At 59.0% G+C, this 24,211-nt stretch carries 19 protein-coding genes; 13 read left to right on the forward strand and 6 right to left on the reverse strand.

What is annotated here, in order from left to right:
* Nucleotides 1-113: 113 nt before the first annotated feature.
* Complete coding sequence (locus tag KBY49_RS08650) at nt 114-2,189, forward strand: hypothetical protein (RefSeq protein ID WP_254934384.1); 2,076 nt, start codon at nt 114-116, stop codon at nt 2,187-2,189.
* Here KBY49_RS08650 and KBY49_RS08655 read toward each other — a convergent pair.
* Nucleotides 2,176-4,347: a tetratricopeptide repeat protein gene (locus KBY49_RS08655; protein ID WP_254934385.1), complete on the reverse strand. Its 2,172-nt coding sequence runs from the start codon at nt 4,345-4,347 to the stop codon at nt 2,176-2,178. The genes KBY49_RS08650 and KBY49_RS08655 overlap by 14 nt on opposite strands.
* Between KBY49_RS08655 and KBY49_RS08660 the strand changes: the two genes are divergently transcribed.
* The 4 genes from KBY49_RS08660 to KBY49_RS08675 are packed head-to-tail and all read left to right on the forward strand — an operon-like array spanning nt 4,337 to nt 11,082.
* On the forward strand, nt 4,337-6,115 hold the full coding sequence (locus KBY49_RS08660; RefSeq protein WP_254934386.1) for a tetratricopeptide repeat protein: 1,779 nt from the start codon (nt 4,337-4,339) through the stop codon (nt 6,113-6,115). The genes KBY49_RS08655 and KBY49_RS08660 overlap by 11 nt on opposite strands.
* Nucleotides 6,112-6,840, forward strand: a complete 729-nt coding sequence (locus KBY49_RS08665; RefSeq protein ID WP_254934387.1) for a peptidylprolyl isomerase — start codon at nt 6,112-6,114, stop codon at nt 6,838-6,840. The genes KBY49_RS08660 and KBY49_RS08665 overlap by 4 nt, the downstream gene beginning before the upstream one ends.
* Nucleotides 6,837-9,821 (forward strand): peptidase domain-containing ABC transporter, encoded by a 2,985-nt coding sequence (locus KBY49_RS08670; RefSeq protein ID WP_254934388.1) that lies wholly within the window; start codon nt 6,837-6,839, stop codon nt 9,819-9,821. The genes KBY49_RS08665 and KBY49_RS08670 overlap by 4 nt, the downstream gene beginning before the upstream one ends.
* Entirely contained in the window at nt 9,814-11,082 is a 1,269-nt protein-coding gene (locus KBY49_RS08675) for an HlyD family secretion protein (protein ID WP_254934389.1), read from the forward strand. Before KBY49_RS08670 ends, KBY49_RS08675 begins: the two co-directional genes overlap by 8 nt.
* Here the strand turns inward: KBY49_RS08675 and KBY49_RS08680 are convergent.
* Nucleotides 11,066-12,226, reverse strand: coding sequence for a glycosyltransferase family 4 protein (locus KBY49_RS08680; protein ID WP_254934390.1), 1,161 nt, complete (start codon nt 12,224-12,226; stop codon nt 11,066-11,068). The genes KBY49_RS08675 and KBY49_RS08680 overlap by 17 nt on opposite strands.
* Before the next feature lie 56 nt (nt 12,227-12,282).
* Here KBY49_RS08680 and KBY49_RS08685 point away from each other — a divergent pair, with 56 nt between their 5' ends.
* Nucleotides 12,283-13,851: a tetratricopeptide repeat protein gene (locus tag KBY49_RS08685; protein ID WP_254934391.1), complete on the forward strand. Its 1,569-nt coding sequence runs from the start codon at nt 12,283-12,285 to the stop codon at nt 13,849-13,851.
* On the opposite strand, the gene KBY49_RS08690 is transcribed toward KBY49_RS08685, so the two are convergent.
* A complete protein-coding gene (locus tag KBY49_RS08690) occupies nt 13,848-14,888 on the reverse strand; it encodes a hypothetical protein (RefSeq protein WP_254934392.1) in 1,041 nt (346 codons plus the stop codon). The two genes, KBY49_RS08685 and KBY49_RS08690, sit on opposite strands and share 4 nt — an antisense overlap.
* Nucleotides 14,889-14,912: 24 nt before the next feature.
* Here KBY49_RS08690 and KBY49_RS08695 point away from each other — a divergent pair, with 24 nt between their 5' ends.
* Nucleotides 14,913-16,043, forward strand: coding sequence for a glycosyltransferase family 9 protein (locus tag KBY49_RS08695; protein WP_254934393.1), 1,131 nt, complete (start codon nt 14,913-14,915; stop codon nt 16,041-16,043).
* A 365-nt stretch (nt 16,044-16,408) separates the two neighbouring features.
* Here KBY49_RS08695 and KBY49_RS08700 read toward each other — a convergent pair whose 3' ends face one another.
* From KBY49_RS08700 to KBY49_RS08710, 3 genes are all read right to left on the reverse strand, one after another.
* Nucleotides 16,409-16,891 carry a hypothetical protein gene (locus KBY49_RS08700; RefSeq protein ID WP_254934394.1) on the reverse strand — a complete coding sequence of 161 codons (483 nt, stop codon included), beginning with the start codon at nt 16,889-16,891 and terminating at the stop codon, nt 16,409-16,411.
* A gap of 362 nt (nt 16,892-17,253) precedes the next feature.
* Nucleotides 17,254-18,120, reverse strand: coding sequence for a methyltransferase domain-containing protein (locus KBY49_RS08705; protein ID WP_254934395.1), 867 nt, complete (start codon nt 18,118-18,120; stop codon nt 17,254-17,256).
* A gap of 91 nt (nt 18,121-18,211) precedes the next feature.
* Nucleotides 18,212-19,102, reverse strand: a complete 891-nt coding sequence (locus KBY49_RS08710) for a glycosyltransferase (RefSeq protein WP_254934396.1) — start codon at nt 19,100-19,102, stop codon at nt 18,212-18,214.
* A gap of 150 nt (nt 19,103-19,252) precedes the next feature.
* Between KBY49_RS08710 and KBY49_RS08715 the strand changes: the two genes are divergently transcribed.
* Genes KBY49_RS08715 through KBY49_RS08740 form a run of 6 tightly spaced genes read left to right on the forward strand, consistent with a single transcriptional unit; the run spans nt 19,253 to nt 24,206 of the window.
* Nucleotides 19,253-19,888 (forward strand): HAD-IIIA family hydrolase, encoded by a 636-nt coding sequence (locus KBY49_RS08715; RefSeq protein ID WP_254934397.1) that lies wholly within the window; start codon nt 19,253-19,255, stop codon nt 19,886-19,888.
* The gene (locus tag KBY49_RS08720) at nt 19,885-21,117 is read left to right on the forward strand and encodes an NAD(P)/FAD-dependent oxidoreductase (protein WP_254934398.1); all 1,233 of its coding nucleotides are present in this window, start codon (nt 19,885-19,887) and stop codon (nt 21,115-21,117) included. Before KBY49_RS08715 ends, KBY49_RS08720 begins: the two co-directional genes overlap by 4 nt.
* Nucleotides 21,114-21,830: a nucleotidyltransferase family protein gene (locus KBY49_RS08725; RefSeq protein WP_254934399.1), complete on the forward strand. Its 717-nt coding sequence runs from the start codon at nt 21,114-21,116 to the stop codon at nt 21,828-21,830. Before KBY49_RS08720 ends, KBY49_RS08725 begins: the two co-directional genes overlap by 4 nt.
* Nucleotides 21,815-22,441, forward strand: coding sequence for an SIS domain-containing protein (locus tag KBY49_RS08730; RefSeq protein ID WP_254934400.1), 627 nt, complete (start codon nt 21,815-21,817; stop codon nt 22,439-22,441). The genes KBY49_RS08725 and KBY49_RS08730 overlap by 16 nt, the downstream gene beginning before the upstream one ends.
* Before the next feature lie 2 nt (nt 22,442-22,443).
* A complete protein-coding gene (locus tag KBY49_RS08735; protein ID WP_254934401.1) occupies nt 22,444-23,115 on the forward strand; it encodes a class I SAM-dependent methyltransferase in 672 nt (223 codons plus the stop codon).
* Nucleotides 23,116-23,174: 59 nt separating this feature from the next.
* Nucleotides 23,175-24,206 (forward strand): zinc-binding dehydrogenase, encoded by a 1,032-nt coding sequence (locus KBY49_RS08740; RefSeq protein WP_254934402.1) that lies wholly within the window; start codon nt 23,175-23,177, stop codon nt 24,204-24,206.
* The last annotated feature ends 5 nt before the right edge of the window (nt 24,207-24,211 follow it).

Here is a 24,211-nt window from a genome sequence, read left to right on the forward strand (position 1 = left end):
TTATTACACTTGGGGGCCTTCGGGCCCCTTTTTTGTTGGAAACGATTCTGCTTGCCTGGCCAGATCAACTGGTCCGGGAACCCTTGGCAAAGCCCCTTCAGCCTTCCCATGAGATGCTCCGGTCCTTGGCAGTGCTGGTTCGAGTCGGAGAGGCCAGTGTGGCTGAAACGCATTTGCTCGATTGGCTGCGGCAGCAGCCGGCTGGCCTTGAACCCCTAACGCTGCTGGCCGTGCTGCGTTTTAAGCAGGGAGATCGCTGCAATTTTAAGTTGTTGCTGCAGCGCCTAAATGCGGCCCACCCCCAGGCCCTTTACACCCGGTGGTTGCTGTTACAGCACTGGCTGCAGCAGGGTGATCTCAGTTCAATTGACGCTGCAGGATCTTCCATCTGGGCAGGGGAGGATTCCTCCTTGATGTTGCGGCTCACGCGCATCGCCCTGCTGCTCAAGCGGCTGCATTTTGGGGAGGCTCAAGCTCTCCTGGATCAGCTGCCCCAGCCGCCCAGTATGGAGGCCATGATGCTGCAGGCCCGCAGCCTGGCCATGCAAGGTGAGCACCGCCGTGCCCTGACTCTGTTGCGCCCCCTACTGGAGCGTGTTCCCCAGCATCGCCCCCTGATGGGGCAGCTGTTGGAGCTGGTGATTGATGCCCGCGAGGCACCCCTGGTTGTGCCCCTAGCCCGGGAAGCGATTGGACGCCATGGCGAGCATCCTGATTTGCTATGCCATGTCACCACCGTGAAGCTTTACCAACGTCAGCCTGGCTTGGCCCGCCGGTCGGCCCTACTTCAGCAGGCGTGGGCTTCGGTTCGGCCCACCCCCATCAATCTGGCAAACCAGATCAGCACCTATGAGCAAATGGGCCATGCAGATTGGTTGACCCACCTTCTACCGAAGTTCACCGAAAACCCTCTTGCCGATCTGCAACTGCACAGCAACCTGGCCATGCACCTGGCCAGCATTGAATCCCCTTGCTATCCAGCCCATTTGTGCCGGATCCAGGCGGCGATCGAGCCCACCGAGGCCTATGCCAAGCACCGTCATGCAGGTCCCGGTTTTCCATGCCCAGTGGCGAACACTAATCGGCCCCTGCGCATCGCCTGGATCACCGCCGATCTCTGCCCCCACCCGGTGAGCAGATTTCTTTTGGGTTTCCTTGATGCCTCCAATGGCCGCCGCCGCCATAGCCATCAGGTGGTGAGCGTGACAGACCATGGCAGCGAATCCTGTGCCGATTTGTTTCATGCTCTGCCGGATCTTGAGCTGGTGGATGTTTCATCCGTGCGTGATCACGAGCGGGTGGCGGCGATCCGCGAGTTGCAGGCCGATTTGGCGATAGATCTTTCCGGCTGGACCGGGGGCAATTTCATGGCTGGCTTTATTGCCCGTTTGGCGCCGGTGCAGGTGAATTACCTCGGTTATTTCGCCTCTGCGGGCATTCCTGAGATGGATTACTGGCTTGGGGATGGGGAGCTATTTCCAACTAATCCCAGCGAGTGGCATACGGAAACCCTCTGGCGCCTGCCTCGCCCCTTCCTGGCCTGGCAACCCGCCGCCGCTTTGCCGGAGGCTATGGCGAAGATAGCCTCTCCGCCAGGTGGTCCGGTGCATTTCGGCAGCTTCAACCACAACCGCAAGCTCTCGGATCGCACCCTGAGGCTCTGGGGTGCAGTGCTTTCGGCTGTCCCTGGGGCCCAGCTGGTGCTCAAGGCCAACGCCAAAGGCGACCACAGCACCCAGGAGCTGCTGCGACGCCGCATGTTGCGCGCTGGCCTGGATCCCGAACGGGTGCTCTGGTTGCCGTTAGCACCTACACCGGAGGAGCACCTCCAGCAATACCGCCACATCGATATCGCCTTGGATCCGCTGCCCAATGGGGGCTGCACCACCACCTGTGAAGCTCTCTGGATGGGGGTGCCCGTGATCACCTTGGAGGGCCACACCTACGTGGGCCGCATGAGCACCGCCGTACTGCGGGGGGCGGGTTTGGGAAGCTGGGTTTGCTCCTCCGAGGCTGATTACGTGCGGATGGCCCGGGAGCAGGCAGCTCGGCTGGTGGAACTGCGCAGCAGGCGGGAGCACTGGCGCAGTCGACTTGCCGAGAGCCCCCTGGGGGATGCGGTTGATCTGATGGACCACCTTGAGCAGGCCTTCAGCGCCATGCATGTAGCGGCCCTCACAGGCCGATAACCTCCTGACGCATTTGCCGGTAGAGCTGTTCGAGTTGGCTGGCCAGTCTGGCTCCATCAGCCAGGGGTGAGGCCTGTAGCTCTAGACGAAGGTCCATTCTTTGTTTGCGCTGCCGCAGGCCCGCTGCGGCAAGTTCTTGGGCGATCTGGAGATATTCAGCTTCACTGTGGGCAAGCCACTGGGGCTGATTGCCATGCACCAACAGGCTGGCCGCCAGCCTCTCCACCATGCCTGCACCCGCTAGGGCCACCACCGGCACTCCCATCCATAGGGCTTCCGCCGTGGTGGTTGCTCCGCCATAGGGGATTGGATCGAGGGCCACATCCATTTCGCTATAACGCAGCAGGTGGTTCAGACCTCCCTCTACCCAGGGCAGTAGCCGTAATCTTTCTGGGACCAGCCCAGCTGCTTCGAAGCGCCGGCGGATCCGATCCCGCTCAGCCTCCTCATGGAAGCTGATGCTCTTGATCACCAGCTCGGCCTGGGGCACCGCCGCCATTACGGCGCAGAACAGTTCGATCGTGGGCGCTGTGAGTTTGCGGGCGTGGTTAAAGCAGCCGAAGCGAAATTTTGGGCTGTCGCAGCGCTCCGGTAGCGGCAGTTCACCGCCGGGATCAAAGGCCATATAGCCGCCAGGTATTTCCAACAGTCGATGGGCTTCGCTGTCTGTGGGTCCTAGTCCACCGAAAAGGATGCTGTCGCCCAGCCAGCCGTCCACTTCTCTTAGGTAGGTGGGGGCCGGATAACCCAGGTAGCTGAGCTGAACTGGTGCCGGGCGCTGGGCCAGCAGCCCCAAACGGCTGTGGCCGGTGAAGCCGCCAAGTTCCACAAGCACATCCAGCCGCTGATCAGCCACCAGCCGGGCGGCCTGGCCGTCGTTGAGGAAGCGCAAATCCAGCCAGTGTTCGACACTGTGGCGTAGGTGTTCGCTGATCCAATCTTGATGGGGGCCGCAGCTCAGGGCCCATAGCTCCACTTCCTCTTGGCGGTGATTTTGCAGCACCGGCAGCAGAAATCGGCCCACTGGATGGTTGCAAAAATCGGAGGAGAGGTAGCCCACCCTCAGCCGCCGGCCTTCAATCGGCTCCAACAACAAATCTGGCCAGAGCCTGCCGATTCCTTTTTTTTTCAGGCGATCTTCCCATTGGCGGGCTTGTCCTGCCCTTGCTGTCGCTTGTATCAGGTCATAGCTGGCCCCCAGAAACTGGCGGCTAAATAGCTGCCCATCCTTGAGCTGGTCTTCTTGGAGGGGCCAAAGCCCCCAGAGCCGTCTGGTGGCGGCCAGTTGGCCAAGTTCCGCCAGGCTCTGACCGAGGGCCTGCTGCAATTCAGAGTTTTCCGGTTGCCATTGCAGGCCCCTTTGCAGGATCTGATGGGGAGCCAGGCTGAATTTTAGGCCCCTCAGGCAGGCCGCCCAGTTGAGCCAATGGATCGCCTGCTGGGGTTGCTCTTTGGCTAGCTGGGCTAATTGTTGACTTGCCTGTTCAAAATTGGCCTGGGCCATCCAAAGCCCGGCCATGGCCCCCCGCACGTCCGCCTGGTTTTGTTGCTCCGATGGCAGTTCGCTCCAGAGCTGGCCAGCCTCCTTGAGTTTGCCGAGGTCTTTCAGCACGGTGATGCGATTAGCAGCCATGCGGGCATCGCTTGGATCCAAGGCATGGGCCTGCTCAAAGGCGGCCAGTGCTTCCCCCAGATGCCCCAGTCGGGCCTGACATATACCCAGATTGATCCAGGCTTCACACCGGTCGGGCTGTTCCCGCACCAGCACCCTCAGTAGGTCGGCGGCCAGCTGGGGATGGCCAGCCGCCAAAAGGGTTTGGGCCATGGCCTGTCTAAGGGCTGGTTCGCCAGGGTTTTGCTGGATTAGGGGTTCAAGTAGGGCCTGGGCCGCGGCAAACTCTTTGCTTTCCAGCCAGCAATTCACGGCGTTGAGGGCTAGGCCCTGGTGGCCGGGAAATAGGCCGAGCCAGTGGTGATAATGTGCACTGGCTTCTGAAATTCTGCCGGCCTGCCGCAACAGAGCCCCCAGATTCACTGCCTCATCCACTTCTGCATGCTGCTCCAGCAGCACGCGGTAATGCTGCTCCGCAGTTGCCATATCCCCTTGGCTGTGGGCTCGCCAGGCTTCTTCCCTTACCTTCGCCGGATTGCTAGACACCCAGGCTCCACAGCTAGCCGCATCCTATGGAGCGGACCCTGCTCCCCTGCTGCGGATGGAGGATCTCTGTGCGGGCAAACTCACGGCTATTGATGCCCAGCTCGAGGCCTCTAAAATCCTTGCTGCGGGAGGCGATGGCCGCTGGGCGATGCTCGAGGCTCTGGCCCTTTGGTTTCAGCAGCGCTACGGCGAAGCCCTTGAAGCCCTAGTCCAGCCCTCCGCAATTGAGGCCTGTGCTTCGATCGCGGATTATCATAACATTTGCGGGATGGTGGCAAGGCAGCTCCCTGGCCAGGAGGCCAGGGCCCTGCAGGCCTATCGCCGTGCCCTCGAGCTGGAGCCCGATCGTTCTGACACCCTCTACAACCTTGGCAACCTGCTCAAGCAGGACCAGCCCGAGGAGGCTGAACAGTGCTATCGCCGCAGCCTGACCATTAATGCCTGTGCAGCTGCCTGCTGGCACAACCTTGGCATTGCCCTCTGCAGCCAAAACCGCCACCAAGAGGCCCTAGCGCCCCTGCGCACAAGCCTTCGGCTCGATCCGGCTGAGGCGGATGTGTGGTGCAACCTGGGCCTTGCTTTCTATGGCCTGGAGCAGTTTGAGAAGGCAGAACGTTGCTTTCGCTTCACCATTGGTCTCGATGCCAACCATGCCCCCAGCCACCTAAATCTGGGCAATGCACTGATCAGCGTCTTGCAGCCAGAGCAGGCCATCCACTTCCTGGAGAGGGGTGTGGAGCTGGATTCCAGTTCTACCAATTCCCTCTGGAATCTTGCTCTGGCATACCTTCTGCTGGGCCGCTTCCAGGAGGGCTGGAAATACTACGAAGCCCGTTTTAACGGCAAGGATTTTGAAAAGGTTCAGATCCCCACTTCTGGTCTTCAGATTCGTCAGTTTGAGCAGCTTCCCCTTGCCGGCGATCCGCCTGTGGTGGTGTGGAGCGAGCAGGGCTTGGGGGATTCAATTCAATTTTGTCGCTATCTGAACCTTCTGGAGGCATCTGGCGTTCCCTACTTGTTTCTGGCTCGGCGCCAGATGCTCAAGCTGTTTAAGGATTGGACAGGTTTGGGTGAGCGGGTACTGCCCTTGGGGAGCACCGATCCAGCCACTGATCAGCGCCCCCACTTGGCCCTGATGAGCCTGCCCATGCTCTACAACACCGAGCTGCATTCGGTGCCAGCCCAGGTTCCCTACCTGCGCGCCAACGATCCCACGCCGGATCATTTGCGGGTACCTCCCCCGCCAGGGGGGCTTGCAGTAGGGCTGGTATGGGCCTCAAACCCGGATAACAAGGCGATGTATAAAAACAAAAGCTTGCCCGCGGATCTGCTCCTACCCCGCTTACTTGAGCTTGCCGATCTCGATTTGATCGATCTCCATAGCCTCCAATTTGGCATCGATGCGGAGCAGCTGAGCCCATGGCTGGGCCACCCTCGGCTCACGGATTGGCGTGATCGCCTCAGTGATTTTTCCGATACCGCCCACGTGTTGCAACAGCTTGATCTGATCATCAGTGTGGATACGGCCGTCGCCCATCTCGCCGGGGCCCTGAATCGCCCCATCTGGCTGCTGCTGCCTCAAAATGCAGATTTCCGATGGCTCAAGGGCCGTTCGCATTCACCCTGGTATCCATCCATGCGGCTTTTTCGCCAAACCGCCCATGGAGATTGGTTCTCTGTGGTGGAGCAACTCAAAGCTGCCCTAGATGAGATGCTGCTTTTGGATGTGGGGGCCTTAGTGGCTGAAAGTAGAGGTAGCCGACTTTGAATACAACCAGCGCTCCCCTGGCGGATGACGAGGTCCTGGCCCTGGTGAGGCGAATGGAGCTTTTGCCGCAACTAGTGCGACGCCAGCAGGAGGAGGCAATCATTAACTGTGTTGACCTGCCCCAGGATTGGATAGATGCCCAGCGCCAGGAGCTATTGGGGGACCAGGATTTGGAGGCCTATCTCCGTGCAAAGGGCTGGCACTCCACTGATCTTGATTTGCAACTCTGCCGGGCAGAAGCCCTGCGCCGCTTTGCGAGCCAGCTATTTGGGCCAGGCCTGGAGGAGGCCTTCTTGGCATGCCAGGGCAGCCGTGATGAAGTCATTTACTCACTCCTGCGGGTGAGCGATGCGGCCCTGGCCCATGAACTGTGGATTCGCCTTGAGGAACAGGAAACCACCTTTGCGGAAGTGGCCAGTCAATTTGGCGAGGGCCCTGAAGCCCAGCGCAAGGGGGTGATGGGGCCCATGGAAATCGGCAGGCTGCAGCCCCCTGAGCTGGCCACCTCGCTACGCAGCCTTCGGCCAGGACAGCTCAGCCCCCCTCAGCAGTTTGGCCAATGGCAGATTTTGCTGCGCCTGGAGCAGCTCACCCCTGCCCGTTTTGATCAGGTAACGCGTGAGCGTCTGCTTCAGGAAAAGTTGGATCAGCTGCTTGAAGATCGGGTGCAGAGGTATCTGCGTGGGGAGCCCCTCGACCCCCTCAATTACGATCGACCTGCATGACTGCTAACCCATCCGCCACTTTTGAAGGGCTGCTCGGTCGCTTCCCCGCATTCCAGGATCTGGGAGAAGACTGGCTCCGTTGGCTGGCCGAGCGGGCCCGACCTTTCCATTGCACGGTGGGGCAGGAGCTGCTGCACCCGGGCCGCATGCCCGAGCAATGCTTCTGCATCGTGGAGGGTCGAGGACGCCTCCTGCATAACGATCCAGGTCTGCGCCGGCCGGTGACCCTGGCTTACGCTCAGCCAGGAGATTTGGTGGGCTGGGCTGGGCTGGTTTGCCGCAACCCCTGTGAATGGTTGACTGCCGCCACCCCGCTCAAACTGATTGGCTTTGCTGCGGAAGATTTTTACACTCTTGAGGGTGAATCCGAGGCATTTCGCAGCTGGTTGGCTCGCTCTAATTCTCCCGCTGAGCTGATGGGAGTGCTGCAGCCCGCTCTGCGGGCCCGTGCCCAGGCCGAGCCCAATGAACGGGAGGTCCTGCGCCGCATGTTGCCAGGCATTCGGGTGGTGTCCGACCCCCAGCTGCGTAGCTTGCCCGTGGACGGGGCCATCTGGCTTTGGGATTCCCAGCCCCTGGAGGGGTCCGTGCCGAGAGGCGAGCCCGTGGACGCTGATCGGTTGGCGGCCATCCCCGTGGGACAGCCCCTGCGGTTGTTGAGGGTGGAATCCGCCCAGTGGCAAGAGCTGGTAGAGACGCCTGTATCACCAACACTGGCGACCCTGCCCAGTAGCTCCGACCTATGGAGTGGCGACCGTTATGCAGACCTTACCCAGCCCGCTGCAGCACCGGCACCCCAAGTAGACGGCGCTGCCCAGCCCCTGCGGCTGAATGGCCGCTTGGTGCCAGAAATCACCGGGGCTGGCCCCCTAGGGCAAACTATGGCCTGCCTCGAGATGCTGGCCCAATTTTACGGCGCCCCCTTCCGTAGGGATGTGATCGAGCGGGCTGCCCGCGACACCCTTCAGGATCGGCCCGCAAGTCTGGAGTTGATTGGCAATCTCTCTACCCTGATGGGATTCACCGGCACCATGGCTGACCTGCCAGAGGTCCAGCTGTCCCGCGCAGCCTTCCCCTGCTTTGCCCTGCTGTTGGAGCAGCCGGCGATCATCTTTGAAATCAGCAAGGGCGAGATAAAAGCAGTTGTACCTGAATATGGCCGGGTGAAGTTGCCCCTCAGTCAACTCACTTCAGATCGTGGGGGGGCACGGGTCTTGCTATTACAGCCTGGACGCGATACTCAACGCAAAAAACTGGGTCTTTCTTGGTTTTTCCCACAAATTCGTAAGTATCGGCGCAGTCTGATTGAAGTGCTCGTTGCATCCCTGGTGCTGCAGCTTTTAAATTTGGCCCAGCCGCTGGTGATGCAGCAGATTTTCGACAAGGTGATTGGCCAGCAGAATTTAGATACTCTTTATACCCTCGGCCTGGTTTTAGTATTTGTTAGCCTATTCCAAGGCCTGCTGGGTGCGGTGCGCACTTACCTATTTGCAGACACTACCAATAGGATTGATATCGTGCTTGGTGCCGAGGTGATCCAGCACCTGCTGCGCCTCCCCCTGCGCTATTTCGATCATCGGCCCGTAGGGGAATTGCAAACCCGTCTGGGCGAGCTTGGCAACATCCGCAACTTTCTCACTGGCAACCTGCTGACCCTGGCGCTGGATGGGGTTTTTTCAATCATCTACGTGGCGGTGATGGTTTTTTACAGTGGTGTACTAACGGCCGTAAGCCTGGGTGTAATCCCCCTGTTTTTAGGGCTAACATATTTGGCTTCTCCGGCTATCAAGAGCCAGTTGAGGAAGGCGGCAGAGAAGAATGCCGCCACCCAGAGCATGTTGGTGGAAGCCCTCAATGGTGTGCAAACCATCAAGGCCCAGAATGCAGAAAATACGGTGCGTTGGCGTTGGCAGCGCAGCTATTCCTCTTTCATGAGTGAAAGCTTTCGTACCTTGCTTATAGGAGTTTCCACGGGTACGGCCGGTCAGTTTCTCAGCCAGTTGAGTGGTTTGATAACCCTTTGGGTAGGTGCTTTTTTGGTTATCAAGGGCCAGCTCACCATCGGCCAATTGATTGCCTTTCGGATTATTTCAGGCTATGTGGTGGGCCCCTTGATAAATATAGCTACTAGTTGGCAGAGTTTCCAAGGGGTCGCCCTCTCGATCGAGCGCCTCAGCGATGTGGTGGATGCTGCTCCTGAGGGATCAGATGAGGAGCTTGATCAGCTACCGCTTCCGCCTGTTGCTGGAGAAGTGGTATTTCAGAATGTCGATTTCCGCTTCAACCAAGGCTCGCCGTTGGTGGTGAAGAATGTCAGTTTTCAGGTGCCTGCCGGAGCCTTTGTGGGCATCGTTGGTCGGAGCGGCAGCGGCAAAAGCACTATCATGAAATTGTTGCCGCGCCTCTATGAACCTGAGGCCGGTCGAATCCTGATCGATGGCTACGACATCGCCAAGTTGCAGTTGGGTTCAATTCGCCGCCAGCTTGGCATCGTGCCCCAGGACAGCCTGCTGTTTGATGGCTCGGTGCGCGACAATATTGCCCTTACTGCTCCAGATGCAACCAGTGAGGAAATAGCAGCTGCAGCCAAGGTTGCCTGTGCCCATGATTTCATCATGGAGTTGCCCCAGGGTTATGCAAGCCGGGTTGGTGAGAGGGGTAGCGCCCTATCCGGTGGTCAGCGACAGCGCATTGCCATTGCCCGCGCAGTTCTTCAGCGCCCGGATCTTTTAATCTTGGACGAAGCAACTAGTGCCCTTGATTACCTTACCGAACGCCAAGTATGTCTCAATTTAAAGAAGGTATTTGAAGGTTCTACCGTGTTTTTCATTACCCATCGCCTCAGCACAATACGCTCCTCCGATTTGATCTTGATGATGGAGGCTGGTGCCTTAGTCGAGTTGGGCACCCACCAACAGCTGCTCGACCAGCAGGGCCGTTATTTTGCCCTTTACAGCCAGCAGGAGGCCGACCTTGACTGACCCCTCACCTGCGGATGGCAACACCAACCCAAAAACCCCAAACCCCCAGCTGCAACTTTGGGAGGGAAGTTCTTCCTATGTAGAACAGGGAACCCATTGGTCTTCCGCCTTGATTTGGTTATGTACAGCGCTTTTGGGCGGCAGCTTGATTTGGGCCTTCACGGCCAGACTGGATCAAACCGTATCCCTGCGCGGGCGGCTAGAACCAGCCGGCAGTGTCCGAGAGGTGGATTCCCCCAGTGGGGGCGTTGTTAGCAAGGTATATGTCAGGGACGGCCAGATTGTAAATGTAGGTACCCCCCTTTTTGATGTGGAGGCAAAGGGGCTGGCAAGCCGTCGGCAGGCCACCATTACTACTATTCGCCTATTGGAGTTGCAGGCTCAAGGAATTAAGGGAATCCTGCAGAGTGAGGGTGATCCACGCAAATTCAAGCCAATTCCCCCCCTTCCTTTGGTTGACAATCCTGTTTTATTTTCCCAGCTTAGTGCAGCTCGTCAGCAAATCACCCAATTGCGGTCCCAGCTCTCCCAGATATCTGCGCGGTTAGCCAGTCGCAGAGAGTCTCTGCTTCTTCAGGAGCGAATTGCCAAGGACTTAACGGTTTTATTTCGAAATGGTGGTATAGCCCGTAATCAGTATCTTACCCAGCTTGATCAGGTTCAAGCAATCAGGACAGAGGTGATCAGCCTTGAGGAAGAAAGGGTGAAAAGTGTTGGCCAGGCGGCTGGGCAGCTAAATGAAATTAATAGACAACTTCTCAATTTAAAGGCTGAGCTCGTTGCTACCCGAGAAAATCTTTCCTATCGCACAGTGCGAGCACCAATTGCTGGAAAAGTTTTTGATTCTAAGCTTTATAGATACGCCGTAATTAATGCAGATCAAACAGTGCTTAAGCTAGTTCCTGCAAATCGCCTCCAGGCATCTGTAGAAATTAGTGATGCGGATATTGGCTTTATGAAGCTTGGTCTGCCGGCAACTGTGTCTATTGATTCTTTCCCCTCAGGAGAATTTGGTTACATAAATGGCACGCTTACTAAGATTGGCTCTGACGCCCTTCCTCCTGATCCAAAGTCCCAGCAATACCGATTTCCTGCAACTGTTACTTTAAGGCAGCAAGGCGTATTTTCAGGGGAAAATAAGTTGAATTTGCAGAGTGGTATGGGCGTTACTGCCAATATAAGGCTGCGTTCTAGGCCAGTCATTACCCTGCTCAGCGATATGTTCATTAAGCAGTTAGATGGTGTTAAGCGTTTTCGCTAGCGCTTCGTTTCTGTAATACTCGGCGGTATAGGCGCTCGCTAGCGTCAACGGTTTTCTCCCAGTTGAATTTTTCTAGCACTTTTCTCTTCATGCTCAAGGCCTGGCGGCTTTGAGGGCCGGCCTTGATTGCCTCAAGCACTGCTCGCTTAATGCTGGTTGGGTCTGCTGGATCTCCGTACCAGGCATCTTTGCCTAGATACTCCAGTTCATGGCCAAAGGTGCTGCCCACCAGTGGAGTGCCTGCGAGGGCTGCCTCCAGGCTCACTAGACCGCAGGTTTCCATCCAACTGGGCAGCACATGAACCGCAGCGGCCGCATAGGCAGATGCCAGTTGTTCTTGGGGCAGGTGATCAATCACCAGAAGCCTCTCGCCATAGATGCGCTGGCAGAGCTCTCGGTAGCTGGGCCAGTGGTCACCATTGCCGATCAACACGATTGGTAGATTTGTCTCCCGTAAGGCCCAGCAGAGCATCGCTTGGTTTTTGGCTGGTTCGATGCGGCCCGCCTGCAACACAAACGGCTGGGTGAGGCCGAAACGTTCACGAAAAGGCGAGGGGTCAGCATCGAGAAATAGTTTTGGATCTACGCCGTAATGCGCTACCTCGAAGCAGTCACCATCCCAGTGGAGATCGCTGCGAACCGCCTGGAGCTCCAGCCAGCTGTTTGGCAATAGACCATCCACCCCCTTAAGCAGATGGGCCACCAGCCTTAGGCCAGATTGATCCCAGCTGCCATCTCCGCTGGCCTGGATGTGGCCGTTCGGGAGCATCACCGTAAGGCGGCGTTCCCGCAATTGATCGAGAAGAGGCTGGGCGGCCCCAGCTCCTTCTTCTGCGGCTTTCTCTAGGAGCCCCACGCTGCCGCGACTTCCCCATAGTGCCCGGGCGATCGATACCCAGATTGGTGAAACAACCACCGGCATCTGGGCTTGGTGGCAGCTGAGCAGCTGCTGTTCAAAGCTTTGGTGTACCCGGCAGTTGAATATGTGCACCAGATCAAATCCGGCCGGGTTAAATCGATCGGCATTTATCAATTCCACGCTGTGGCCGCGTTGCATTAGCCGCTTGCCTGTTTCGCGCATCTGCACGCCGTCGCCTCCGCCCCAATCGCCTGCGGTGCCATGATTTACCAGCAGAATTCGCATCTCTTTAGCCCTTTGGGGCCAGTGTATGGCTTGCCATAGGCTGTAATGATCGGCCAATGGCTGTGCCCCTGTCCAGCGATCAAATCGCCCGCCTGGAGGCCGAGGGGGCTTGGCCCCAGGCCCTGGCGGAGCTCATGCTCCTGATGCGAAGTGGGGCAGAGATGGATGCTGGGCTGCTGCATTGGCTTGGCAGGATTCACCAGCGTTTGGCGGCATCGGAGCAGGCCAGGCGGGCCTACCTGCGGGCTCTAGCCCTGGATCCTCAGCGCCCGAGCACCTACAACAATCTCGCTTTATTGGAGCTGGCGAGGCTAGATGGGGCCCAGGCCGAATTCTGGTTGCAAGAGGGCTTGCGCCAGCCGGCCCTCACCGACGATGAAGCCGAGCTTCTAAACGCCAGCGCCTGTGAGCTTTACCTATATCTGCTCAAACCCAAGCGGGCCCTGGAGCACGTGCAGCGGCAGCTCGAGCGTCGTGTATCGGTGATGGCCTTGGCCAACCGAGCAATCTGCCATCACAGGCTGGGCCAGTTGGAGCAGGCGTTGGCGGATCAGTACCAAGCTCTCAATTTGTTTCTCAGTCAGGTGGCACCCGACTGGCGGCTGTTTCCTGTGGCCGACCTGGTGGGTAGGCGCCTTGCTGACCTGCAGCAGAGTTGCCAGCTGCAGTTGATATTGCTGAACCTGGGCATCTATCGGCTGTTGCTGCAGCCAGATGATCGCCAGGGCCTGGATCTGTTGATGGCCTCGACCTTTAGCGATGTTGCTGATTGGCTTGATTTAGGCCGTTGTGCAAGTCGTTGGTGTGGTCAGCCTGTGCGGGATTTGCTTGTTTGGGAGGATCAAGGTTTTGGCGATTCGATCCAAAATCTGGCCTGGTTGCCAGATGCGGCAGCTCGCTGCCAGAAACTGCGCCTTTGGCTAAGGCCGCAGCTGATGGCTTTGGTGGAGGAGCGCCTGCACCTTCCCGCCAATGTGAGTGTGGAGCCAATGCCAGAGCAGGCTGACCCATGGGGTGAGGGAATTCCCCAGCTTGGTTTGTTTTTTCTGCCGATGCTCCTCAAGCAATGGCCCAGCCTGGACAGCCCCGCGAGACCCCCCTGGCTGCGCCGTCGGCAGGTGATTCGGGGAGCCTCGCCTTCTAGGCGAGTTGGCTTGGTCTGGAGCGCAGGTCGCCACAGAGCCCCCCAGCCAGAGCGCAGTGCCCGGGTGCGGGATGTGCCGTTTGATCAGCTCTGGACCCATGCCTTGCGCTGGCGCCAGTTGCATGGGCTTGAGCTAATTAGCCTCCAGTTGGAGGGCCACGACCATCCAGCAGTGGCGGCTCAGATGGGGGCGGGCCTTTTGCAGCCAGGCCTGCAGAGTGCTGATTGGTTGGCCACGGCCCAATGCCTTGATGGGCTGGATCTGGTGGTGAGTGTGGACACTTCTGTGGCTCACTTGGCCGGAGCCATGGGTATTCCCTGTGTCCTGCTGCTGGGGGTGCCGGCGGATTGGCGCTGGGGCCAGCAGGGCGCGTTCACCCCCCTTTACGGCAGCATGCGCCTTGCCCGCTGCAGCCACTTGGATGGCTGGGGATCTGCGATGGAGCAGGCAGATCAGCAGATCGAAGAGATCTTGACCTAGAGCGCGGGGTAAGCGTTTATACGCTCAACCAACCGGGCATCCACGGCCCGCCGCCGCCGCCAGAGCTCTTGGTAGAGCCAGAGCCGCCAGGGCAGTTGGCCCTGCAGTTGCCACTGCTGGCCCACCCAGCTGTGGGCTCGCGCCACCAGCCCTCGGCGTTCCGCCGGATTTTCGGCCAGGGAACGGGCCTCTGGCACCACCTGCTCCAGCCCTGTCACCAGGCGGGTTACCCCTGCCGGGGCCCAGAGGCTATAGAGCCCGGGCCCGCAGACTGTGGCCACGGATGCTGCAGCGCATTCGAGCAGCTTGATCGGTGTTTTGCAGGCGTTTGCTTCCGTGGCCTCGAGCGGCAGTAGGGCGATTTGGCAGCTGGCCAGCACGGCCCGGTAGTGCTGATAGGGCAGGGTCGGGTGAAACTCCAGCTGGTGGGCCGGCAGCCGCTGGGCCAGGGCCCGATCGCCGATCACCACCAGCTGCAAGGAGGGATCGGCCTTTGCCCATTCGGCCAGGGCCTGGCTGATGGCCTGGTGTTCGCCGCTGCGGTTTTGGTTGGCGATCAACAGCCGCAGCGGTGGGCGAGTGTGTTTAGCTAAATCCAGGGGGGGCAGCTGGGCAATGCTGTTTTCGAGCACCAGGGCCAGCGGTTGAAGGGGCCTGAGGGCATTCGCCAGCCGCGGGCTGGAGGTGTGTAGTGCGTGGCAGAGCTGCAGTGGCGCCAGGGCTATGGCCCGCAGCGGCGTCTGGATCGGTTCGGGAAAAAGGTCGGGGTGATCGTCCCATTCGGTGAGCAGTAGGCAACCTCGCTCCCTGAGCCATTGCAGGTGTTCCCACTGGCGCTGGCGGCTTTCTGGCAGGGGCCTCTGCCAGATCACCAGGCTGTGGGGCCGGATACAGCTACTAAAGCGAAATGGCCGTTCGTGGATGCGGCAATCCAGGCCCTGTTGTTGAAGCGCCTTGAACGGCTCGCGGATGCGCACCTGGTCGTGGGGGCCTGGACTGTTGACCAGCACCTCTATGCGCAGGGGGTGATCGTTCAAGATGGCGGTTTGGTTGGGCCCAGCATGGCCGGCATGCAGCGCTACGGCGGCGAGGAGCTTGGAGAAGCCCCCCATATCGTGGTGCTGGGCTCCTGCAAGGTGGGCAACTTTGTGGTGAGCACCCCGGTGCTACGGGGTCTTAAGGCCCGCTTTCCCAAGGCCGTGCTGGGTTTTGTGGGCAGTGAGCTCACGGCTGATTTTGAGGCGGCCCTGGATGCGATCGATTGGCGCCTTAGCTGGGATGATCCTGCCCCCGGTGCCGGCTTGCGGCTGCAGCAGGAGCTGGCGCAGCTGCAGCAGCGCCATGGGCCGGTGCAGTTGGCGGTGAACCTGGATGGTTTCAATCCAGTCACCTGCAGCCTGGTGCCCTGGCTGAACCCCTGCTTTGTGGCTGGAGGCAGCCTGACGGCCAACCTGCGCCGCCAGTTGCCCTGGGGTGAGCTGCCCCAGCAGCACTTTTTGGCTGATCCGGAGTGGGATAGCCCGGCTTTTTTGGATCGCTACCGGGGGGTGTTTGCCAGCAACTACATCGCAGAGCTGTTTTGCCGGCTGGCCTTTGTGGCGGACTACGCCGACCCAACCGCCATCGAGTTACCGGCCTCGGATCCGCCCTTTGAGGTGCCGGAGTTGCTGATTCACTGCACCACGGCCCGGGGGGCCAAGCTTTGGCCCTTCAGCCATTGGCGCCAAGTGGTGGAATTTGCCACAGGGCGGGGTTGGCGGGTGGGGCTGGTGGGCAGCCCGCCGGCGGCCCAGCGGGAGGCCTACAACGCTGGGGATGGGGAGGAGGATCTGCTTGCCAGCACTGGACTGGAGGATCTGCGGGGCCGCACCAGCCTGATGGAGTTGGCCGGTGCGGCCCAGCGGGCCAGGGCGGTGATCAGCGTGGATGCTGGCCCCCTACATATTGCTGCGGCAGTGGGTACCCCGACCCTGGCGGTGGTGGGGAATGATGGCGCCGGTGTGGGGGCCAGCCCAGTGCGGTTGTGGCTGCCTCGCTGCGAAAACGTGAGTCGCACTACTGCTATGGCCAGTTGCTCGGCCTGCAGCGACAACCGCTTCCGCAACGACGACTGCCTAGTGGACGGCCATCCCTGCATGGCCTCCGTGGGACCCGAGCAGGTGATTGGGTGGCTGGAGGGGGTAATGGGGTAAGGATTGGGCTCAGCCTTATATCCATTGCAACTCCAGCAGTAGTTCACCAATACCTGCGGCACCTGGCTCAATGGTTTTCAGGGCGCTGCAGGCGTAGGAGTTACCAAACACCATATGTAGCGTCTAGGCGCGCCCAAAAAGCCTCTAGGTCGAACGATCCAAAAAACACTCCCTTCCCTCGCCGAACTCCGCGCGGCGCCCCGCACTCGCCGTACAAGCCGCGGCAGGCTCAAAGAGGTGATTCATCCGCAGAGAACTGGCGGTGCTGGGCCCCGTACCACCACCAAGGGCTGGTGCCCGAACGTCGGGTCCGGGCCGCTGTAACAACCAAGCTGTCGACCGTTGCAGGCTCTGCGCAAAACGATCTACTCATCGTCAAAGAGGGCCCGCACTTCTGGGCTGTTGAGTTTGCTTAGGACTTGCTCGAGCTGCTCTCGATGGGCTGCGGATGGTTCGAGGAGATAGGCGAGCTGGGCTCGCTGTGCTTCTGCCTCAACTCGAGCGCGTCGAAGTTGCGCAGTTTCTCGATTAGCAGCGCGTTCTCTCTCTTCAGCTGCTGTATTCGCTGCTCGTAGCCGGGATCGCGTCGCCAATTGAGCGTCGACAAAAACAACCGCCACCGAGGCAAGGATGAGCCAGAAGCCCCATTGCTGGTTGATCGGGAAGCTATGGGAGCTAGAGGGGCTGCTTGGTCCTGGGAGGTTGAGGTGGTCATAGGAGGTGAAAACAGCAATCAGGGCAACTACAAAACCACCAATCGACTGGAGCCATCCTTGGAGATCCAGGCAGATCAATGGACCTTTGAACTGCCCAGATTCTGGCGCAGACTCAACGGCTGGATCGGTCACCGCGCCAAATCAGATGCAACTCCAGCAATAGTACATCAGTACCTGCGGCGCCTTCCTCAATGGTTTTCAGAGGCCTGCGAGTGCAGGAGTTACGAAACACCATATGTAGCGTCTAGGTGCGCCCATAAAGGCCCCAGGCAGAAAAGTCCAAAACAATTCTCCCTGCCCTCGCCGTGCAGCCGGCCTCCAAGCCGCGCGCCGCACCCCGCTCGATGGCGCCCACAAGCCGCAGTAGGCATTTAGTAGTCGGCCGAAACCCAGCAGCTAGAAAAGCCCCATGACATATTCAGAGAGGAAATGCTTTCTCGAACAAGACCCTCACGCCATTAAGGGAGCCCGTGGAGACTCAAGCAGCTGGGGGCTTAGAAAGTAACCACGCTGGCAGAGGGTTTTTGCAGGATTGCATAAATACCATTATTGCCAAACTGCTTGTATCCGGGATAGATGCCTTCGAGCGCAGATTGTATTTCAGGAGATGGGTTTCGCGGAAAAGTGATTTGATATTCCTCAATTAGAAATCCTGAGGCTTCAAAGACAACCCAATAATCTTCGCTGAAGTAACGATTGATGTGATTGCTGTTGTAGGTGTTGTAAATTACTTCCTCCGCGAACTCGCGGTCGAAACGGCTGGCGATATCAGTGAATGTCGCAGCGCGAGACTGGAGCAAGTGCCCCCAGGGCTGAAAAATGTAACTTGAGTCAGGCAGCTGAGTGTCGAAGCGCTCGGGGATGCCAATGGGCAGATGGTGGCCATCAAAGGCACTCCAGATTGGCGAGTGCATGGTAAATAGCTTGCCACCTGGCTTTAGGTACTGGAGCATTTTTTCAATAGCCAGTGGCAGCCTGTTTATGTGCTCAAAACAAGCGATGGTGAAAATCAAGTCATATTGATTTAGATGCTCGTCGCCAAGATCTTCCGCATTGCAGTAAAAGTGGCGATAGCGGTGGCCAAGATCAATGAGTTTCTGTTGCTCCTTGTGGTTTCGGTGAAATTGATTGGCTTCACCAAGCTCTATGTCATAGGAGGGCGCTTCAACTGCGCTCCAGCTATTGCATTCTAGATGTTCAATCACCAATGAGGCCGGCAGGGCACCTCCGATTTCAAGAACGTCGAGATCTTTTAAGGAGATTTTTTTTGAGCACACATCTAGGTAGGGGATGTGATAGCTGAGCTGGAAGTTATCGCGAAGATATTGCTCTTGTTGTTGCGTAAGATTCAGGGGGGGCATTACAGGCTCGCTTTACTATTTTGATTTTAATGATGAATCTAGGGCAAGGGCCGCTCATCTTTGGCTGTGTGCTTACCAGCCCCACCCACCCTCAGGGCGCCAACGCCGCCTTGAGCAGATCCTTGAGCTCCCAGTAGGGCGGCGGCGCCACCGGGATTGCCCGCAGGCGCTCGGGCTCGGCCAGCAGCCTTGCCACCAAGGCCTCCAGCTCCTCGAGCGTCGACGCCCAGAACACATCGGGCCGTTCGGCCAGATGGCGGTGTTCGCCCACTAGGGCTGGATCGCCGAATACCACCTGGGGTACGCCGGCGGCAATCACCTCAAAGAAGCGATGGTTAAGGTCGTGGTTGAGGGGCACGTTGAGCACCAGGGCGTGCTGGGCGTAGAGCGCGGCTGCTTCCTCTGCGCTGGAGGTGGTGGCATGGCGGAAGGGGATGCGCCCCCGCGCTTGTAGGGCGAGCACGAGCTCCCGCCGGCGGGGGTGGTGGGGCCCCAGGCTGCCCACATGCAATAACTCCTGCCGCGGCTGCGCCGCGGGCACTGCTACCGGGTAGCGAAAAAAGGTGGGTGGCAGACAGCGCACCGGCACCCGCAGCCGCTGGCGCACCTCAGCCAGCAGGGCCGGGTTGAAGGTGAGCAGCACCGCGTCGTGGGGTTCGGCATCGAGGTAGGCGGAGAGCACATCGACGGGTCGTTCCCCATGGTGAAGGTCTCCGCATACCAGCAACTTTGGGCCCTGCCACTGGCGCAGGCCCCGCAGGGGCTGGGAGCGCAGCAGGAAGGGGTCGGTGTAGTGGATCAGTGGGCAGGCAGCTGTTAACCCGCGCCTCTGGAAGGCTTGCTGAACAGCTTCCGTATCGGCACTTTTCACTGCGAGGCTGTTGGAGCCATCCGCTAGCGCCAGGCCTGCCTGCAGGAGATCGGGCCTCTGCCACAACACCTGAAAAGTCCCGTAGTGGAAAAGCACAGTTGAAGGTGCCATCGCAACTAAGCCGCGTTTCAGCTGAGAGCAAACTGGATTTTGGCTTGCCACCACAACTTGCCCTGCTGGCAAAGTGAAAAATGGCACGACGGCCGAAGCAGTTGCGGCCTTAGGTGTTGTGTCTCACCACTTTGCTCGGCAGATCAGTTCATGCATCCTCTCCTCGAGCGGCGCCGCCTTTTCAGGCCACCCTTGCCAATTACCAGGCCGGCCCTGTTCCTCGATCGCGATGGCGTGCTGATTGAAGACAGGCATCACCTCTGCGATCCAGCCCAAGTGCAGCTCTGCTCTGGGGCAAAGGCGTTGCTGCAACAGGCCCATCAGCGGGGCTGGCCGGTGGTGGTGATCACAAATCAATCGGGCATTGCTAGAGGATTGTTCGATTGGCGGGCATATGAGCTAGTCACCGAACGCCTGCTGGAGCTGCTGGGCCCAGCGGCCCCGATCGCCGCGATCTATGCCAATGGTCATGGGCCCGATGCTCCGGCCCATAGCTGGCGTAAACCCAGCCCAGCCATGCTGCAGGCGGCGGCGGTTGATTTGCAACTTGATCTGGCCACATCATTTCTGGTTGGCGATCGCCTTTGCGACCTCCAGGCCGGGGCTGCAGCAGGGCTCTGCTGGCTAGGTCACATCAGCAGCGGTCACGGCCAGACTGAACGTCCAGCCGTGGAGCGCTGGGCATCCGAAAACCCTCATACAAATGAAGATAATGGTCTGGTGGAGATTGCTTATCTTGATTCGCTCCATCAATTCCCTGTTCACCTGCTGAACGATGCTGGATGAGTAACCGCCACTGCGATGTGCTGATTCTTGGCGGCGGCATGGTGGGCCTCTGCATCGCCCATCAACTGCTGGATCGCGGCATTTCCCGCAATATCACACTGCTTGATAAGGAGCCTGAATTGGGGCTGCACAGTTCTGGGAGAAATAGCGGTGTGTTGCATGCGGGGCTCTACTATAAACCCGGCTCCCTCAAGGCCCAGGTATGTGTGGCTGGGGCGCGCCGGCTCAGGGCCTGGGTGGAGGAGCGCCAGCTGCCGATAAATCCCTGCGGCAAGGTGATTGTGCCGCCCAGGGCCGAACTTGATCCCCAGCTCGATCTGCTCGCCAAGCGGGGCCTGGCCAATGGGGCCCAGTTGGAGCTCTGGGACGAAATGCAATTGCACCAATTGATCCCTGAGGCCCGCACCGCCAGCGGTAGGGCCCTTTGGAGCCCAAATACCGCCGTTGTTAAGCCGATCAAGGTTGTGCAGCGCCTACAACAGGAATTGCAGGAGCAAGGCCTACGGATTCTGCGGGGGCAGCAGCATTGGCAGGTGCAACCTCAAGCCATGCAGCTGAAGCTGCAAGACGGCTCCGTGATCAGTTATGGCCACCTATTTAATTGTTCTGGTCTGCAGGCCGATCGCGTGGCCCATCAATTTGGAGTTGGCCGCCAATACAGTCTGCTGCCGTTTAAGGGCCTCTACTGGCAGCTCAAGCCTGGATGCCCGATCCAGCCCCGAGCCAACCTTTATCCCGTGCCCGATCTGGATGTGCCCTTCCTCGGGGTGCACTTCACCCCCAGTGCTGACCAGACCCCGCTGGTAAGCATTGGACCCACAGCTACCCCCGCTTGGGGCCGCGAAAATTACCGGGGCCTGCAGGCCGTAGAACCGGCCATGGCGGCGGCCAACGTGGCACTTCTGGCTAGGCAATATCTGGCCAACCGGGGCGGTTTTCGCCGCTACGTGCACGAGCAGGCCTTCCTTGCATTGCCACCGCTGCTGCTGGGTGCTGCGCAGCAGCTAATCCCGGCCGTGCGCCCAGAGCACCTGGAAATCAGCCAAAAGGTAGGCATCCGTTCCCAGCTGTTCAACCACAGCAGCCAGCGCCTAGAGGACGACTTCCTCTGCCTGCCAGGCCCCGCCAGCACCCATGTGCTGAATGCCATTTCTCCGGCCTTTACGGCCAGCTTCGCCCTCGCGGATCTAATTATCGACGGGGCCGCATCCCAGATGGCCATGCCATGAGTAAGCCCCTGCGCGCCCTGTTGTTGGCTGCAGGGCTTGGCACTCGCCTGCGCCCCCTCACCTTGCAAACCCCTAAGTGCTTGGTGCCCCTTGGTGGTGAACCCCTGCTGGGGCTTTGGCTGCGCAAGCTGGAGCAGGCGGGCTGCGAGGCGGCCTTGATCAACACCCATTACCTAGCTGAGCAGGTGGATGCCTATCTTCAGAGCTGGCAAAGCCCAAAGATGGCAGTGCGCACCGTGCACGAGCCCGAACTGCTCGGCACTGCTGGCACCTTGCTTGCCCATCAGGCTTTTTTTGAAGGCGCAACGGGGCTATTGATCCATGCCGATAACGCCATGGCTGCGGGCTTGGCGGAATTTCTGACTGCCCACGAAAATCGCCAACCCGAATGCCTGCTCACCATGCTCACCTTCCAGAGCGATCGGCCCAGCAGCTGCGGGATTGTGCAGACCAACGGGCAAGGCGTGGTCGTAGCTTTCCATGAGAAGGTGCAGGACCCACCGGGTTCCGTTGCCAATGGGGCCCTCTATGCCTTTGACCCCGCCTTCTTCGACGTGCTTTCTCTAATGGCTCCCACACCAAACGACTTCAGTACCGAGGTGATTCCAGCTCTGATGGGCCGCATCCAAACCTGCCCCACTGACCAGCCCTATCTCGATATCGGCACCCTTGAAGCCCTCGAGCAAGCCCAGAAGCTATGGAGATCCCAGTGATAGCTGCCAGCACCCAAACCAGCTTTGCCCAGGCGGCAACCAGCTACCTGCAGCGGCTGCAGGGCTGTTTCAATGCGGAAACGCTTGGTGCCATTGAAACCCTTGCAGGAGAGCTGCGCTTGGCCTGGATTGAGGGCCGCCAGGTGTTTATTTGTGGCAACGGCGGCAGCGCCGCCAATGCCCTGCACCTAGCCAACGATTTCATCTACGGCATCGGCGCCTGCGGGCTTGGCCCCAAGCTGCCGGGCTTGAGGGTGGAGGCACTGCCTGCAAATGCTGGAGTAATCACCTGCCTGGCCAATGACACCGGCTATGCCAACATTTATAGTTATCAGCTTGAAGTGAAAGCCCGCAAGGGTGATCTGGTTATTGTGCTTTCAGGTAGCGGCAATTCTGCAAATGTGGTGCGCGCCCTAGAGACTGCTAAAACATTAAAGATGAGAAGTTTTGCTATCCTGGCCTTCAATGGGGGGCGATGTCTGGAATTGGCTGATGTGCCGATTCATTTCCCTATCGAAGATATGCAGATTGCAGAGGATACCCAGCTGGTGGTGGGTCATTTGTGTATGCAATGGCTAAACACCAACAAGCCCTCCCAAATTGAGCGATAAGCATGGCAGAAATTGATTTCATGGGCGTGCTGCACAAAAGCACCCAGCGTGACTACTTGGCCCGAGTGAATGACCCGGATTACCCAAAGGCAAAGGCAGCAGAGCTAGCCAAGCAATTCGACCACGACTACTGGGATGGTGATCGACGCATCTGCTACGGCGGCTATCGCTACATGGAAGGCCGTTGGGAAAAAGTGGCCCGGGCCTTGGTGGATCACTACCAACTACCTGAAAATCCGAAGATTTTAGATATTGGCTGTGGTAAAGGATTTTTGCTTTACGACTTTCTGAAGGTAATTCCGGGTGCTGAGATCTACGGAATTGATCTATCCCCCTATGCCATTGCCAATAGCAAGGAGGAGATTCGCGATCGGCTTCAGGTGGGCAATGCAACCCAGCTGCCTTGGCCTGATGATCATTTTGACTTAGTGATCTCAATTAATACCCTTCACTGTCTGCATGCCCAAGACTTGCACCCAGCTCTTTGCGAGATGGAGCGAGTAGGGAAAGAGCACAAATACCTTTGTGTTGAGAGCTGGCGCAACCAGGCGGAGAAGGCCAATCTGCTTTATTGGCAGGTAACCTGCGAAGCCTTTAACACTCCAGAGGCTTGGCATTGGTGGTTTAAGCAAACCTGCTACAGCGGCGATCACTCCTTTATTTATTTCGAGTGAGCATGGGCACTGGGGCAATGCCAAATAAGGAAATACCAACCACAACCAAGGCTGCGATCTTGGTTGCCCAGCGTCAGCCCCTGGTGGTGGACACCATCGAGCTGCCAGCTGAGCTTGATGTGGGCCAGGTGTTTGTGCAGATCCAGGTGAGCGGCATCTGTGGGTCCCAGCTCGGTGAGATCGATGGGGTGAAGGGCGCTGATCGCTTCTTGCCCCACCTAATGGGCCATGAGGGCTGCGGCAGTGTTTTGGCAGTGGGCCCTGGGGTGAAGCATGTGGCCGCTGGCGACAGGGTGGTGCTGCATTGGCGCCCTGGGGCTGGGATTCAGGCTGACCCCCCTAAATATCGTTGGCGCGGCGAGCCCCTTAATGCCGGCTGGGTCACCACCTTCAATCGTCATACGGTGGTGAGTGAAAACCGCTGCACGAAGGTGCCAGCCCACATCAACCCCGATGCCGCAGCGCTGTTTGGCTGTGCCATCACCACCGGTTTTGGCGTAGTGGAAAACAATGCCCAGTTGAAGCTGGGCGAATCAGTGGTGGTGTTTGGTGCCGGCGGCATCGGCCTCAACATCGTGCAGGCTGCAGCGCTGCTATCAGCCTCTGCAATCATTGCAGTTGATCGCTTCGACAGCCGACTGGAGCTAGCCAGTGAGCTTGGAGCCACCCACTGCATCAATAGCAGCCAGGTTGATCCCGAATCTGAAATCAGTAAGGCTCTGGCAGGCCAGCCCCTGGGCGATCAGCCCCTTGACGTTTTTATCGACAACACAGGCGTGCCAGAGGTGATTGAGCTTGGTTATCGCCTCACCCACCGCCAGGGGCGGGTGATTTTGGTGGGGGTGCCCCGGGCCGGCAGCGCCGTAAACCTCAATACGCTGCCGCTGCATTTCGGCAAACTGCTCACGGGCTCCCATGGGGGTGAGAGCGAGCCCGCCCGCGATATCCCCCGCTATCTGCGTCTGCTGGAGCAGGGCCGCCTCAGGCTTGATCGCTTCGTGAGTGCCCGTTATCCGCTGGAGGAGATCAACACGGCCATCGATGCGATGCGCAATGGCTCCACCGCAGGCCGCGTGATGATTGAGCTGTGAGCACC

This window comes from Cyanobium sp. WAJ14-Wanaka, from assembly GCF_024345375.1.
Lineage (GTDB): Bacteria > Cyanobacteriota > Cyanobacteriia > PCC-6307 > Cyanobiaceae > Cyanobium_A.